Origin of the sequence: Brevundimonas sp. (assembly GCF_041648115.1) — a bacterium.
GTDB lineage: Bacteria > Pseudomonadota > Alphaproteobacteria > Caulobacterales > Caulobacteraceae > Brevundimonas.
This window is the reverse complement of record NZ_JBAZPR010000001.1, coordinates 29,622-43,757: the sequence shown is the minus strand read 5'-3', so window position 1 is coordinate 43,757 and position 14,136 is coordinate 29,622. Positions and strand designations below refer to the sequence as shown.

Below are 14,136 nucleotides of genomic sequence, written 5' to 3'. Positions count from 1 at the left end.
ATGGGGCGCGACATGAACGGCCCGACGGTGCGGGTTGCGAAGGAAGAGACCGAGGCGGCGTCCTGGCACGCCCGTCTTGGCGCGTCCGAGGTCGATCCGCAGACCCTCAAGGCGTTTTTTGAGTGGCGCGCGAAGCCGGGCCATGCCGCCGCCTATCGGCGTGTCGAACAGGTCTGGCGACAGGCGGAGGGCCTGAAGACCTCGCCCGAGGTTCAGACCGCTCTGGCGGCGGCCATGCAACGCAGGAGCGCGCGGGAGGCCAAGGGTCCGTCCGGCCTGGCGCTGGGCGGGCTGGCCGCCATCGGCGCGGTGCTCGCGCTCGGCGTCGGAGGATGGTGGTGGACCGAGGTCCGCAACGTCTACAGCACCGCCGTGGGTGAACAGCAGGTCGTGCAACTCTCGGACGGCTCGTCGGTGCGGCTGGACACCGACAGCCGAGTGCGGGTGCGCTACACGGGCGACCGCCGGACCATCGCGCTGGAAAAGGGGCAGGCCCTGTTCGAAGTGGCCAAGGATGCAGGACGCCCGTTCGTCGTCGATGTCGATGGGGCCCAGGTGACGGCGGTCGGCACGGTGTTCGACGTCCGGCGCGAAGTCTCAGGCCTTCGAGTGACGCTGGTGGAAGGCGTCGTCGATGTGGCGGACAGGGGCGGGCGGGAACGTCTGACCGCGGGCCGCCAGGCCCGTGTCCGCGCCGGTCGCGTAGAGAGCCGTCCTGTCGATGCCCGGGCCGCCACAAGCTGGACCGAGGGGCGGATCGTCCTGGTGGACGCCAGGCTTCAGGACGCCGTCATGGAGGTGAACCGCTATCTGACGGAGCCCGTGATCCTCGCGTCGGATGCGCCGGTGTCCACGCCTGTTAACGGCTCGTTCCGGGTCGGCGATCGGGACGCCTTCGTCGCCGCAGCCTCCGGGGCGCTGGGCCTGAAAGCTCGGTCCCGGTCGGATGGTGCGGTGGTCCTGTCACAAAGCGGGTGACGGCGCCGCGCGCTCGGCCTGATCCGATCGCGGATAAATATTTTCCCGGGCCTCCGGGGTAGGCCGGGGTTCGAACGGTCTCTTTCACTGACGCGAGGGGCGTCCGGGAGAGAAACGAATGCATCAGTGGGGTTTATGGACGAGCGGCGCGATCGGCGCCCTCGCGTTGGCGGCGGCCGCACCCGCGTCGGCCCAGTCGCCGCAGTCGGCGCGCAACTACGAGATTCCAGCCGGCGCTTTGCGCGATGTGCTGAACGCCTTTGCGGCGGCCTCGGATCAGCAACTGTTCTTCGAGAGCCGGCTGGTCGAGGGCAAGAGCTCGCCGGGCCTGAGCGGCGCCTATACGCCCGCGCAGGCGCTGAGCCGCTTGCTGGAAGGGTCCGGACTGCAATGGAGCGAACCGCGACCGGGGGTCATCTATATCCGGGCGATCGCCGCTGTGAGCCTGTCGGCGGCGCCCGCCGCCGAGCTTGAGGAGGTCGTGGTCACCGGCAGCCTGCTTCGGGATCCGGGACCTGCCGTGTCTCCGGTGGTCACGCTCGGCCGCGACGAACTGGACCGGCGGGGGCGGGCCACGGTCGCCGAGGTGCTCGTCGAACTGCCCCAGAACTATGCGGGATCCTCGACGCCGCTGGTGCAAGGCGCGGGCTCTGACCGCTCGGGGTCCAACTCGGTCTATGCCACGGGCGTCAATCTGCGCGGCCTGGGTCCGTCCTCGACCCTCACCCTCATCAACGGCCGACGACTGGCCGGGTCGGGCTTCCGGGGCGAGTTCGCCGACATCTCCGCCCTTCCGTCGGCGGCCGTGGAGCGTGCGGACGTGCTTTTGGATGGCGCCTCCGCGATTTACGGCACCGACGCCGTAGCGGGAGTGGTCAATGTCATCCTGCGTCGGACGTACGACGGCCAGGAAAGTGGCGTCCGGGCCTCGGCCGCCCAGGGCGGCGCGGAGGATGTGGTCGTCTCGCACCTGATCGGTCGGACGTGGTCGGGAGGCGGCGCCTATCTTTCCGCTGAGTACCAGACCACCAACGCCTTCAGCACGCTCGATCGGGCCTATACGGCGGACGGCGACCTTCGGCCGTACGGCGGGACGGATCGACGGACGCTCTATAGTTCTCCAGGAAATATTCTCGCCTTCGATCCCGCAGCGGGCGGCTACGTCTCCCGCTACGCCATCCGCCCGAACGCCACGGGGTCTGCGACGTCCTTGGCGGATTTCGTGGCGGGCGGCGCCAATCTCCAGAGCCTGGAACGGGGAGGGGACATCGCGCCGGCGGTCGAGCGGTACAGCGCCTATGCGCGGTGGTCGCAAACGGTCTGGGGGCGTCTCGACCTGTCGGCGGACCTGCGATTCAGTCAACGCGACTATGCGTTGCTGCGCGGCGCCTCGGCCGGCATCTTCAACGTCACCGCCGCCAATCCGCATTTCTTTTCGCCGGTCGGCGCCGCCTCGCATCTGATCGGTTATTCGTTTCTGAACGACGTGGGGCTGGCCCGGGCTGCCGGCCAGTCGAGAAGCTTGGGCGGCACGCTTGCGGCGCGCTACGATTTCGCGTCTGGCTGGAGCCTGGACGCCTATGCCGCCCTCGCCGCTGAGCGCGGGGAGGTGGGACAGCGCAATCGGGTCAACTCCCGCTTCGTGAACGAGGCGCTCGGCGCCTTGGCGGACGATCCGGCGACGTCCTATTCGGCCGCCCGGGACGGCTACCTCAACCTCTTCGGCGCGGGCGAGGCGAACAGCGAGGCCGTGCTCGCCTTCATCAGCCAGGGCTATTCCGCCGGATGGGACCGAAGCCGCGCCGGCTCCGTCAACCTGCTCGCGGAAGGCCCCCTGTGGTCCCTGCCGGGCGGTGAGGCGCGGCTCGCTCTGGGCGCCCAGTGGCGCTCGGATCATTTCGATACGGAAGCGACCAGCTTCCTCTCCTCGGCCGCGCCGATCGTCTATGAAACCCCGGCGCGAAGCCGGGAGGTCGCCGCCGTCTTCGCCGAGGCCCGTTTCCCGCTCGTGGGGGAGGGCAACGGCCGTCCGGGGCTTCGTCGGCTGGACCTGTCTGTGGCGGGCCGGCTTGAGCGGTATGACGACTTCGGCGAGACCGCCAATCCCCGACTGGGGCTGGCCTGGGGACCGGTGGATGACCTCCTGTTGAGAGCGACCTGGGGGACCTCCTTCCGCGCGCCCTCCCTGCCGCAGATCTATGATGCGGCGGCCGTCAACGGCCTGTTCCTGTCGCGACCCGGCGGCGCTCAGGTCCTCTCACTTCTGCTCGTGGGGGGGAACCCGGACCTCGAGCCGGAAACGGCCGAGACCTTCACCGCAGGTTTCAGCTGGCGGCCGCGCGGACGCCTGCACCTGGATGTCAGCTATTTCGACACCCGGTTCACGGATCGGATCGCCCAGCCCGTCGCGGCCAACCCCGCCGGCGCCTTGAGCGATCCTGCGCTCGCGCCCTTCGTCACGGTGATCGCGCCGGCTGCGAACCCGTCCGATCTCGCCCGTGTTCAGGACCTCGCCGGACTGCCAGGGTTTCCCTCCCTCTATCCGCTGACGACCTACGGGGCGATCGTCGACGCCCGCTGGGTCAATACCGGGGCGGTCCAGATCCGGGGCGTGGACCTGGAGGCCCGTTATCCGATCGCCGTCGCGGGCGGCGCCCTGACGCTCGAGGGAACGGGGTCCTGGGTGCTGGAGTACGACAACCGACCGACGCCTGCGTCAGCCGTCCAGGACGTCATCGGCCTGACGGGCTATCCCTCCCGGTTGCGCGCGCGGATCGGCGCAAGCTGGACGCACGGCGCTTTTGGGGGCGGGCTTCACTGGAGCCATTCGGCGGCCGGACACGACCGGCTCGGCGCCCGGGTCGGCGCCTGGGACACGCTCGACGGGCGCGTGAGCTGGACGCCGGGCGGCGGAAGCGGGCAGGGGCTGCGCCTCGCCTTGACCGTCCAGAACCTCCTCGATGGCGATCCCCCCTTCTTCGACGGCGCGAACGGGTATGGGTTCGATCCGGGTCAGGGCAACCCCTATGGACGTGTCGTCGCGCTCCAGCTGATCAAGCGCTGGTAGGGGGCCGCCATGAACACGGTATTCAGGCGTCTTGCGGGCGCCTTGGCGATCTGCGCCTGCCTGGCGGCCTCGGTCCATGCCGAGCCGGGCGCGAAGCGGGAACTTACGGTCGACGACATCGTCGGGCTCGAGGGGTTTGGGAGGGCCTCGATCGCCCCGGGCGGCCGGTGGGCGGTCTATGAAAGGCGCGGGGCCTACGACACCCTTCGCGCCGTCGACTATGTCCAGAGGTCCGTCTGGACCATCACGGATCTCTGGCGGATCGATCTGACGGCGGTCTCACCGCGGCCCGAGCGTCTTCTTCCGGACGAAGGTCTCGGTCTCCTGCGCGGAGAGTGGTCGCCCGACGGCGCCCGGATGGCGGTGTTCCGTCTCCGGGGCGGCCGTTACGAGTTGGGGATCGCGGAGGTCGGGGCGCGACAGGTGCGATGGACCGGCCTCACCCCGGACTTTCTGCCCAAGGGCGCCCCGGTCGTCTGGGCGTCGCCGAACCGGCTCCTGGTCGTGACCCGGCCGGACGGAAGCCTCCCGCCCCTGCTGGCCGCGGCGAGCAATGCTCAGGCCCGTGTCGCCGCAGCCTGGCGCGTCACCTCGGAGGGCCGCGCCCCAAGTCGGACGGTCATCGACACCGACGCGGGCGTGCAGACCCCCGAGACGGCCACGCCTGTTCAGCATCTGGTCGAACTGGACGCCGTGACCGGCGCGGTGATCCGGGTTCTGTTCGCCGGCGTCGTGACCGATCAGGTGCTGTCGCCGGATGGTCGAATGCTAGCGGTGCTGCTGGGAGCCGAACGGCTCAAGCTCGCCGACCCGCCCCTGTCCTTCGACGATCCTTTCCGCCAGCGCCTGTTGATGGTCCGGATGGCGGATGGACGGCGGACGGCGCCGTCGGACCGGCTGGACGTGGCGACGCAGATGCTGCGCTGGTCGCCTGACTCGCGCGAGGTGCTGTTCTGGGCGCGTCGCGATGACCAGCGCTGGTCCGAGGGCGGGCTTCGATCCATGGCGCAGGATGGGACCCTTCGCCGGTGGCCGACGACCCTCGATCTCGGGGGAGACATCAACATCCTTCGCGGCGTGCGCGCCGATTGGCTGCAAGGCGCGCCGGTGATCTACGGGCGACCTTCACCTGGCGCGCGCGCGGACTGGTTCCGTCTGGACGGCGCCGGTCAGACCGTCCTTACGGCAGGGCTGACCCGCCCGCCCGCCAGCCTCGCGGCGGCGCCGGAATCGGGCGCCCTTCGCCTTTTCGCCGAGGGTGGTTACTGGCGCATGGACGCGAAAGGCGTGCAGCGGCTGACCTCGGCCGGGCTCACGGTCCAGCCCATGCCCGCCTATGATCCGGAGCGGCCCCGTCGGATTGTTCTGGATGCGCCGCGGCAAGACTGGACCGCGGCGGTGCAGGGCGCGGGTCAGGCCGTGGTGGTGACGGACGACACTATTCGTACGATCGGTCCGGCGACGGACACCGGAGAAACCCAGATTCTCGCCGCATCGTCCGACGCCCTGCTTGTGCTGGTGCGCGACGAACTGGTGGAGCGTCTTCGCCTGCGACGGGGGCGCGACGACATTCTGCTGGACCAGGTCAACGCGGATTTGGCCGACGTGCGGTTGATCGATCCCGAGTTCATTGCGCACGCCAATGCGCTCGGCGAGGCTGATCGGTCGGCCCTGTTTCTACCGCCGGGGCCTGCCCGAGGCGTCGTGGTCTCTGTCTATCCGGGCTTTGTGGACGAAGGACGTTGGGCAGGTCCGCTGATTCTGACCTACAATATCCGGGCGCAGGTCCTGGCGGCGGCCGGCTATGCCGTGATCAATCCGGCCATGCCTATCGATAGGCCGGGCACGCGCAGTTTCGCGCACTACCGCGACAGCGTCGATCGGGCGGTGGACGCCGTCTTCGCCGCCCATCCCGAGTTGCCTCGGGATCGGACGGCGGTCTTCGGCCACAGTATGGGCGGATACGCCGGTCTGGCCATCGCCACACAGACGACGCGCTACCAGAGTTACATCCTGTCTTCGCCCCCCGCCGACATGTTCGCCATGTGGGGCGAGTTCAACGCCTCGAGCCGTAGCACGCCTGAGTATGGGGTTCCGTTCGGCCATCAACAGGGCTGGGTCGAGAACGGCCAGGGCGAGCTCGGCGCGACGCCTTGGACCGATCCCGTCGCCTATGTTCGCGAAAGCCCGTGGCTGCGGGCCGACCGGATCTCGGCGCCCGTGCTGCTGTTGACGGCGGACATGGACTATGTGGGCCTCACCAATGCCGAACGCGTCTTCAGCGCCCTGTCGCGCCTGGGCGGCCGATCCCGCATCGTCACCTACTGGGGCGAGCACCATGCGCGATGGAGTCCGGCGAACATCCGCGACCAGTATGATCAGATCTTCCGCTGGCTCGAAGAGACCTTGCCGCCCTCCGGAACCGTCACCGCGACGGCGCGGAAGCGAGACGGCGCTCCCATGCCCTTATCCAACCCTCGAACGCCGCCGCCGTGAGCAGGGCGGCGTAGCGGCCTCGCCAGATCAGGGTCTCTCGCTGAAGAAGCTGGTCCACGCCGGCGGGGTCGATCACCCCAAGATCGACCAGCCGGCCATGGATCAGCCATTCCCGAAGGCGCTCGATATTGTCGAGAATGATCTTGCCATAGAGGCGGCTCATATCGCCCTTCGAGCGACGGTGCAGAATCTCCGGCGGCAACCGGTCTCGAAAAGCATGCCGGGCCAGACCCCGGTCGCGCCCGTTCAGGACGAGAAGCGCGGACGGCGTCGAGAGACAGGCTTCCACCACGGGCTGGGCGCACAGCGGGTGACGGACGTCGACGCCCTCGGTCAGAAGGGAAGGACCGTGCCGGGTGACGTTGTCGATGACCCCGCTGATCTGCCCGGCCTTCGCGGGGCCGAAGGCGGCGCTGTTGTGTCGCCAGGCCGCCATGGCGGGGGTGTCTTCGAGATGGAGGAGAAAGCTGTCGTCCCGCGTGGGCGGCGCGGCCCCCTCGCGGACGAAACGGCGGGCTTCGCGGGCCAGCGTCCAGAGGGATTTTTCGACGGCGATCGCCTGGTCGCGGCCCTCCCGAGACAGGAGGATGCCCCAGCCGCGCCGCATCCACAGATCCGTAAAGACGTCGCCGCCGGTGTTCTGCATCAGGACGGAGTCCCCGCCCTTGCCGGTCATCAGCGCGTCCGCCCCGACGCCTTCGATCTGACGGCGCCATTCGCGGTCGTGCGCGGCGTCCAGCGCCGCCAACCCCGGCCGGAAGCCTCTGTTGGTGCGGTCGAGCGTCTCCCCGGACAGAGGCGCGGAGGCGTGGGCGATGCGCAACGGCGTGATGTTCAGCCGTTGCGCGAGCGCCTCCACCCAGAAGCGCTCGTCGGATTCCGGCGTGGCGCCGTAGGCGTTGAGCCAGGTCTGGACCTCGAGGCCAGGCGCGGCGACGAGGGCGGCGCCCACGATGCTCGAATCCAGCCCTCCCGACACCTCGGCGGCGAGGACGCCCGGAAGGCCGCCAAGACCCTCGACGGCTTCCTCTATGGCGGCGCGCAGCTGCTGCGCGGCCGGTTCGACACGCAATGGGGCGTCGAGACTGGCGCGGGCGAAGGTCGCCGCCTTCCAGAGCCGGACCGCCGGACGGTCCAACGGCATCGGTTGAACCTCTCCGGGGGCCACGGCGCGCGGCCCGTCAAGCAGGAGGTCTCCCGGCACGAGCTGCGGGCTGCGCAGGGCGGCGGCGACCCTGCCGACGTTGATCGACCAGTTCGGCCGCAGGGCGTCGATCAGCCAGTCCGGCGGCGCCGAAGCCACGAAGGTCAGTCCGTCCTGGGTCCAGGCGACGCAATCCATGGCGCCGGACGGATCCCGCAGCAGGGCGTCGAGACGGTCGTGCGGACCGAAGCGGATGCCGATGAAACGGCCCCAAAGGCGCGCGAACATCTTGCGTTCGTACCCCCAGTCCGTATCGGGCTCTCCGTCCGGAAGGACGGGGTTTCGACGATCGAGGACGTCCCCAATCAAAACCCAGCCGCCGATCCGCCGGACCTGGGGCGGATGGGCTCCTGCCGTGGCGATCGCGGTGGTCGCGTTCAAAGGCGCGACCGTCATGCCCCGATCCTGAGCGAGATCGATGATTTGGCGAGCGCGTCGGCGCGCGGCCTCGTCGTCCGGGGCGGTGCGCGAGACAATCAGAACGTCGCCCACGTCAGACCGCCCGGATCGGGGTGTAATGGCGAACGCGGTCCAGGGTGTCGCCAACGACAAGCGCATTGATCTGGAGCCAGCAGTGGGCGGCGAAGGGCCAGGTGCGGACACCGAACACCCACATCGGCCGATAGCCCTCGTGGTGGAGCCAGCGCCGCAGGACATAGGCGCGGTGAAGACATTCGCCTTCGAACGGGATGAAGGGCGCCGCCGCCCGCACCGCCCCGACCAGAGCGCTCAGGCGCTCCTCATCGTCGGCGCCGCAGGCGGGCGAGGCCGGCAATGGCGCCACGAGCGCGGACAGTCGCCGATTGTGAAAACTGGCGGTCGCCGCCGCCGCGACCAGACCCGCCCGAACGGTGGCAAGGCGCGAGCCGGGCGGGCGCGGCTCAAGGGCGCGGGCGGCCGGCGGGCAGACTGGACGGGGCGGAGAGGGGCGCCGCATGGCGAGGCCCGCCTGGATCAGGTCGTCTGCAAGGGCGGGGTCGGAGACCGCCAGGCTGCCGTCCGGCGCCGGGGTCAACCAGGATGCGGCGTCGACGAGACACTCATAGCGATCCTCCGAGATGTCCAGCACCACGACATCCTCATGCAGGGCGACCATCGACACGCCGCCTGCGGACCAGAGGGTGATCGTCATGACGCGCTTTCAACCGGGTTGTGAGCCTCAGACGGCGGGGGCGCGGCCTGGTGTCCGGGATGGGGGAAGCGGCTGTCGTAGAGTTGGATCTCGGTGTAGGGCCCGTCGCCGTCGCGGGTGCGTTCAAGGACCCGGCCTAGGGAAATCTGAAAGAACAAAGGGGCGGCCATCACGGCTCCTGTGGGAAAGGGGCGGCAGGGACGCCGCCGCCGACGCGCTCAGCCGCCCGGGGAGCCCGGCAGGCCTGACGAGCGTCTCGATGTGGGTTCGGTCGCGATCGCGCGTCTCCTGACGTGCGCGGCCGAGGGCGACGCGGGATCGTGGTTGAGGCCTTGGATCTCGGCGGTTTGGTCGCCGCGGATGTGACCGGATCAGTCAGCGCGTGGCGGGTGCGATACGAAGGGTCAAGCGAACGCATGGGTAGGCTTCGGCGTCGCTCGCGCAAAGACAGGCGACGCCATCGCGTCGCCCGTCTCGCCGTTCACGCGACCAGGGTCTTGCTGTCGAAGGCCTGGATCTCGGTGTACGGGCCGCCTTCGCGATCGCGGGTCAGGTCGCGGGCGCCGCCGAGCGTGAGGCGATTGAGGGTTGGACGGGTCATTGGTCTTCTCCATGAGCCGTAGGATTACGGCCCGACCACGGAGCGCTCGTGCGGCGGCGATACGAAGCGATATCTGGCGAATATCTGGGGTCGCCGCCTATCGCCCCGGCGGGGGCCGAGAGGCGTCGAGGCGCGCGGACGCGGCGTCGATCTCGACCTGAAGCGCCCGCATTTCCCGCGCCTTGGCGGCGAGCGCCTCGAACATGGGGGTAACGATCTCGAGGATGTCGCGTGTGCTCAGGGCGGCGAGATCGGCGCCGGCGTCGCGCGCCAGATCATGCAGGCCGTTCGTCAGGATGCTGGCGAACTGGTTGCCTGCGCTGTACAGCGCGAAATCCGCCTTGCCGATGATGAGGGCGACGACAATGGCGTAGTAGTCGGTCTTCGTCACCCTGGCGAAGCGATGGACGTACTCGAGGTTGAGCTTGGTCTCGCCGTTCTCGAACCGCTCATAGGCGCTGGGGCTGATGTTCATCAGGGTCGCCGTCTCGGCCGCCGTCAGCCGACGGAGCCTGCGGATGGATTTCAGCGCGACGCCCAAGACAGGTTCTCCAACGACGGCGTCCGGGAAGGCCTCAGTCATCACGCGTCCTCTACTCCAAGCTTGACCTTGGCAACGTCCGGCTGTGCGACGCAAGATTTACGGCGGGTGATCCCTCGCATTTTGAGGGGGCGAACAGCGAAAATCGACGGACGATACAGCGATAGCCGACGATATGCGCCTGCACAGCTTGTGCGCGAGCGCGAAATCCGTCCGTCTGCCGATCAGTTGCGCCCCGGGGAATTACGCGCCCATGACCCGTGCTCGAGATCCGTTTCAACACGCGTTGGACTCCCTGCGGTCGAGACTGACGGCCGGGCGCTATAGAGCCGGTCGACCGATCGTCATCGCCGACGAGGCGCGACGCTTGAGTCTGTCGACGACACCCGTACGTGAAGCGCTCTGCTGGCTCGGCGGCGAGGGCTTGGTCGAGCGCGGCGGCGCTGGGGGTTTCTTCGCCCCGCGCCTGGAGGCCGCCCTCGTCGCCAGGCGATACGAGTTGCGGCGTCTCTACCTCCTGTGTGCCCATGATCGTCCCGTCGATCCCCCTGAGGGTCTGATCGACGCCGATACGGCCGTCGTTAGGCTGCAGGCTGTGTGGGCCTGGCGCCTTGGAGCGCTCGGCGACGCCGCCCTGTTTGACGCCTTCCTTCGGCTACAGGGCCAGCTCGCCCGCTTTCGCGCGGCCGAGGCGCGGCTCTTTCCTGACCTGGAGGGCGAGGCGGAGACCCTGCTCAACGCCAGCGCCGAGACCGAATCGAGCCTGCTGGCGCGCTATCACGCGCGCCGCGTGGCGGCCGCACCGCTTCTGGTGCTGAGCGCGGAAGGCGCGGAGATCGATGAGGACGAGGCATGAATATGCGGGGTCTTTTTCTCGCCGCGGGCCTCGTCGCGGGCTTGCAGGCCGCCAGCCAGATGTTCGCGTGGACCTATGGCCACGCCGCTGTGCTCGGACCCGGCATACGGATGAGCGCCGGCGTTGTCATCTACGCGCCATGGTCCGTCCTGGTGTGGGGGCGCCGTTTCGGATCCGAGGCGCAACCCGTCCTGTCGCGGTCGGCCTCGCTCGTTCTGCTCGGCGTCTGCTGCGGAATCGGGACCGGCATGCTTGTGGGGAACGGTCGTGTGCGGCGGCGTCGCGGATGGGGCGGCCTCGCGGACGCGCGCGCCGGCGGTCTCCTGAACGGGAATGGAACCGTGATCGGCCGGTTCGGCGGTCGGCTTCTGACCAGCGCCGATCTGAGGCCGACCCTGGTGACGGGCGGGACCCGCAGCGGCAAGGGGCGTGGTCATGTCCTGCCGACGCTCCTGGGCTGGACGCACAGCGTCATGGTCCATGACCCCAAGCGCGAGCTCTGGGACCTGACGGCCGGCTGGAGGGCGGAGTTCTCTCACGTGCTGCGGCTCGATCCCCGCGACGCCGGATCGGTCCGATGGAACCCCCTTGCGGAAATCCGGCCTGGTCCCGGGGAGCTGGCGCAGGTGCAGCGGCTGGTCGCCATCCTGTCCGACACGGGCGGGGCGCGGGACGATGAGGCAATCTGGGACAAGGCGGCGTCCGAAATCCTTGAAGCCTTGATCCTGCACGTCCTCCATGTCGCGCCGGACGAAGACAAGACCCTATTGAAGGTGCGCGACCTTCTCGCCGATCTCGATCGATCGGCGGAGGTGATGCGACGAACCCTGCACCGTCGGGGGCCGGAGGGGCCCGAAACCCATCCCTTCATCCGCATGGCCGTGATCGGCTACGCCGCGATGCACGACCGGTTCCGGACATCGGTGCAAGGCACGGCGCGGTCCTACCTCAAATGGCTGGCGGGCGATGACCTTGAGGTCGTGCTGTCGCAGTCGGACTTCAGCCTGGGAGATCTCATGTGCGCGGCGGCGCCGGTCAGCCTCTATGTCCAGGTCGCTCCGGCCGACTCCGTCGCTCTGCGGCCTTACGTCAGGCTGCTGTTCTATGCGGCCAGCCAGGCGCTCACGGCCGAAGAGAAGCGGGACGCTGAGGGGCGTGATAAGCGACGGCCGCTTTTGATGCTGATGGACGAGTTTCCGCTCCTCGGCCGGTTGGCGTTTTTCGAAAAGGCGCTGCGTCTGCTCAGCGGCTACGGGATCAAGACGATGTTCGTGGCTCAGTCGCTGAACGACATCGTCGAAACCTATGGGACTCACAACACCCTGCTCGACAATTGCGCGATCTACACCGCCTTCTCGGCGCTGGACCCTGTGACCCAGGACAAGGTCTCGAAGCTGACCGGCACGGTTACGGAAACGCGAACCAGCCGCTCCGGCCCCGCCGGACTGGGGGCGGGTCACGCCTCGATCTCGCGCGGCGAGATCGAGCGGCCGTTGCTCGAGCCGGGCGAGGTTCGGGCGCTGCCCGACGATATCCAGCTGGTCTTCATGGCGGGCCAACGGCCGCTACGCGCCGCCAAGCTCCAATATGACAAGGTGCGGCCATTCCGCCGTCGGGCGGCCTGTGTTGCGCCGGCTTCCGCCCGGGCGGACGCGCCGCCGCGGCGACCCCATCCCTGGTCGGGTCGGCGCGGGCTCGGCGAGGATGAGAGCGCGAGCCTGCCGCTTTTCAAGGAGGTGGCCGGCGCCATCGACGAGCGGAAAGCTGCGGCCCTGGCGGCGCAGCGCTACGCCGACACCCGCGCCGATCTCGCGGCGCAGGAGGCGGTGCTGGATCATTTTCAGGGGGGACGTTCATGACCCGTCGCGCCGCCTCAGCCTGCCGCGTGCAGGTCTATCTCACCGATCCCAAGGTCGTCACCGGGCTGAACCGCGAGGCCAAGGCCGGCCGGATGGCGCTGAGCCAAGCGGCCGGGCGCGCCATCGCCAGAGGTCTGCAGGGCAACCCCAGAGCCGATCCGGAGGACCGTATGGATCGGCTCGAACGCTCTCTGCGCGATCACATGCGGGCGACCGCACGGGACATGCAGATCGTGCAGGAACTTCTGGTCGAGGTTGCGCGCGCCTTCTTCCTCAGGCTGCCGGACGCGGTCGTCGATGACGATCCGACGGTCCAGGCGGCCGTCGAGCGGCGTATCGAGCGCCTCCTGGACTCGACCGCCGCCCGGATCGTCGCGGGCCGGACGCCACGGCCTGACGCCGGGAAGACCGGACGGGATGACGAGGCCCATGCCTGATCCCGCCTTGAGCGCGGATCGTCGTCTCGACGCCCTGCGACATGCGCTCGGCGAGGCGGTCCTCGCCGCGCTCGCCGATCCCGAGGTGGTCGAGGTGCTCGCTAATCCAGACGGACGCCTGATCGTGGACCGACACGGCGAAGGTCGTCTGGATACCGGCATCCGGCTGTCTGCAGACGCGCGGGAGCGGACCATCCGTTTGATCGCCGATCACGTCGGCGAAACGGCCAATCGCGAGACGCCGAGATTGTCCGGCGTCTTGCCGGGCGGAGGCGAACGGTTTCAGGCGCTTCTCCCTCCGCTGGCGCGCGAACCGGCCTGGGCCATTCGGAAGCGGCCTGCCCGTATCTGGTCGCTGGAAGACTATGTGGCGGAGGGCGCCATGACCGCGGCTCAGGCTGCAGAACTGCGCGCGGCGGTCGAGGCGAGATGCAATATCCTGATCTCCGGCGGGACGGGCTCGGGCAAGACGACGCTGGCGAATGCTGTCCTTGCTGACCCCGCCTTCGCCGGGGACCGGGTTTTTCTCATCGAGGACACCCCTGAACTGCAATGCGCGGCCTGGGACTGCGTCGCGGCGCTCACGCGGCGGTCGGGCCCTGCCGTTGGAGTGGCGGATCTCGTCAGAGACGCGCTGCGCATGCGGCCAGATCGGATCGTCGTCGGCGAGATGCGAGACGGCGCGGCCGCGCTCGAAACCTTGAAGAGCTGGAATACCGGACACCCCGGCGGTCTTTCTACCTTACATGCCAACTCGGCCGAAGATGTGCTTCGGCGTCTCGAGGACCTGATCGGTGAGGTGATGGTCGCCTCTCCGCGTCGCCTAATCGCACGGACGGTCGATCGCCTTGTCCACGTAAGACGAACAGCTGACGGGCGGCGCATCGACGCGGTTCTGGCGGTCGACCGCGACGACCGGGACGGCGTCCGGCTGCGGCCCCTGGCCTAGGCGCGCCGTTGGGCTC

10 protein-coding genes are annotated in these 14,136 nt (G+C 69.0%); 7 read left to right on the top strand and 3 right to left on the bottom strand.

What is annotated here, in order from left to right:
* Window positions 1-12 precede the first annotated feature (12 nt).
* The 3 genes from WC597_RS00220 to WC597_RS00210 all read left to right on the top strand — a co-directional run bounded on the left by WC597_RS00220 (window position 13) and on the right by WC597_RS00210 (window position 6,541).
* Window positions 13-978, top strand: coding sequence for a FecR domain-containing protein (locus WC597_RS00220; protein ID WP_372691212.1), 966 nt, complete (start codon window positions 13-15; stop codon window positions 976-978).
* Window positions 979-1,096: 118 nt separating this feature from the next.
* Window positions 1,097-4,045, top strand: coding sequence for a TonB-dependent receptor domain-containing protein (locus WC597_RS00215; RefSeq protein ID WP_372691211.1), 2,949 nt, complete (start codon window positions 1,097-1,099; stop codon window positions 4,043-4,045).
* Between the two features lie 9 nt (window positions 4,046-4,054).
* Entirely contained in the window at window positions 4,055-6,541 is a 2,487-nt protein-coding gene (locus WC597_RS00210; protein WP_372691210.1) for a prolyl oligopeptidase family serine peptidase, read from the top strand.
* Here the strand turns inward: WC597_RS00210 and WC597_RS00205 are convergent.
* The 3 genes from WC597_RS00205 to WC597_RS00195 all read right to left on the bottom strand — a co-directional run bounded on the left by WC597_RS00205 (window position 6,471) and on the right by WC597_RS00195 (window position 10,061).
* On the bottom strand, window positions 6,471-8,141 hold the full coding sequence (locus WC597_RS00205) for an asparagine synthase-related protein (protein WP_372691209.1): 1,671 nt from the start codon (window positions 8,139-8,141) through the stop codon (window positions 6,471-6,473). The two genes, WC597_RS00210 and WC597_RS00205, sit on opposite strands and share 71 nt — an antisense overlap.
* Window positions 8,142-8,238: 97 nt before the next feature.
* A complete protein-coding gene (locus WC597_RS00200; protein WP_372691208.1) occupies window positions 8,239-8,877 on the bottom strand; it encodes a lasso peptide biosynthesis B2 protein in 639 nt (212 codons plus the stop codon).
* A gap of 698 nt (window positions 8,878-9,575) precedes the next feature.
* On the bottom strand, window positions 9,576-10,061 hold the full coding sequence (locus tag WC597_RS00195; protein WP_372691207.1) for a helix-turn-helix domain-containing protein: 486 nt from the start codon (window positions 10,059-10,061) through the stop codon (window positions 9,576-9,578).
* Window positions 10,062-10,194: 133 nt separating this feature from the next.
* On the opposite strand from WC597_RS00195, the gene WC597_RS00190 reads away from it, so the two are divergent.
* From WC597_RS00190 to trbB, 4 genes are read left to right on the top strand one after another with little or no spacing between them, the layout of a single operon-like run.
* Entirely contained in the window at window positions 10,195-10,875 is a 681-nt protein-coding gene (locus tag WC597_RS00190; protein WP_372691206.1) for a GntR family transcriptional regulator, read from the top strand.
* Window positions 10,872-12,734 (top strand): type IV secretory system conjugative DNA transfer family protein, encoded by a 1,863-nt coding sequence (locus tag WC597_RS00185; protein WP_372691205.1) that lies wholly within the window; start codon window positions 10,872-10,874, stop codon window positions 12,732-12,734. Before WC597_RS00190 ends, WC597_RS00185 begins: the two co-directional genes overlap by 4 nt.
* The gene (locus tag WC597_RS00180; protein WP_372691204.1) at window positions 12,731-13,171 is read left to right on the top strand and encodes a hypothetical protein; all 441 of its coding nucleotides are present in this window, start codon (window positions 12,731-12,733) and stop codon (window positions 13,169-13,171) included. Before WC597_RS00185 ends, WC597_RS00180 begins: the two co-directional genes overlap by 4 nt.
* On the top strand, window positions 13,164-14,120 hold the full coding sequence (gene trbB, locus WC597_RS00175) for a P-type conjugative transfer ATPase TrbB (protein WP_372691203.1): 957 nt from the start codon (window positions 13,164-13,166) through the stop codon (window positions 14,118-14,120). Before WC597_RS00180 ends, trbB begins: the two co-directional genes overlap by 8 nt.
* Window positions 14,121-14,136: the final 16 nt, after the last annotated feature.

Coding starts and splice junctions, on each gene's coding strand:
- WC597_RS00200 (WP_372691208.1), bottom strand. CDS start 8,877: ATGACGATCACCCTCTGGTCCGCAGGCGGCGTGTCGATGGTCGCCCTG.
- WC597_RS00215 (WP_372691211.1), top strand. CDS start 1,097: ATGCATCAGTGGGGTTTATGGACGAGCGGCGCGATCGGCGCCCTCGCG.
- WC597_RS00220 (WP_372691212.1), top strand. CDS start 13: ATGAACGGCCCGACGGTGCGGGTTGCGAAGGAAGAGACCGAGGCGGCG.
- WC597_RS00180 (WP_372691204.1), top strand. CDS start 12,731: ATGACCCGTCGCGCCGCCTCAGCCTGCCGCGTGCAGGTCTATCTCACC.
- WC597_RS00195 (WP_372691207.1), bottom strand. CDS start 10,061: ATGACTGAGGCCTTCCCGGACGCCGTCGTTGGAGAACCTGTCTTGGGC.
- WC597_RS00190 (WP_372691206.1), top strand. CDS start 10,195: ATGCGCCTGCACAGCTTGTGCGCGAGCGCGAAATCCGTCCGTCTGCCG.
- WC597_RS00210 (WP_372691210.1), top strand. CDS start 4,055: ATGAACACGGTATTCAGGCGTCTTGCGGGCGCCTTGGCGATCTGCGCC.
- WC597_RS00205 (WP_372691209.1), bottom strand. CDS start 8,141: ATGACGGTCGCGCCTTTGAACGCGACCACCGCGATCGCCACGGCAGGA.
- WC597_RS00185 (WP_372691205.1), top strand. CDS start 10,872: ATGAATATGCGGGGTCTTTTTCTCGCCGCGGGCCTCGTCGCGGGCTTG.
- trbB (WP_372691203.1), top strand. CDS start 13,164: ATGCCTGATCCCGCCTTGAGCGCGGATCGTCGTCTCGACGCCCTGCGA.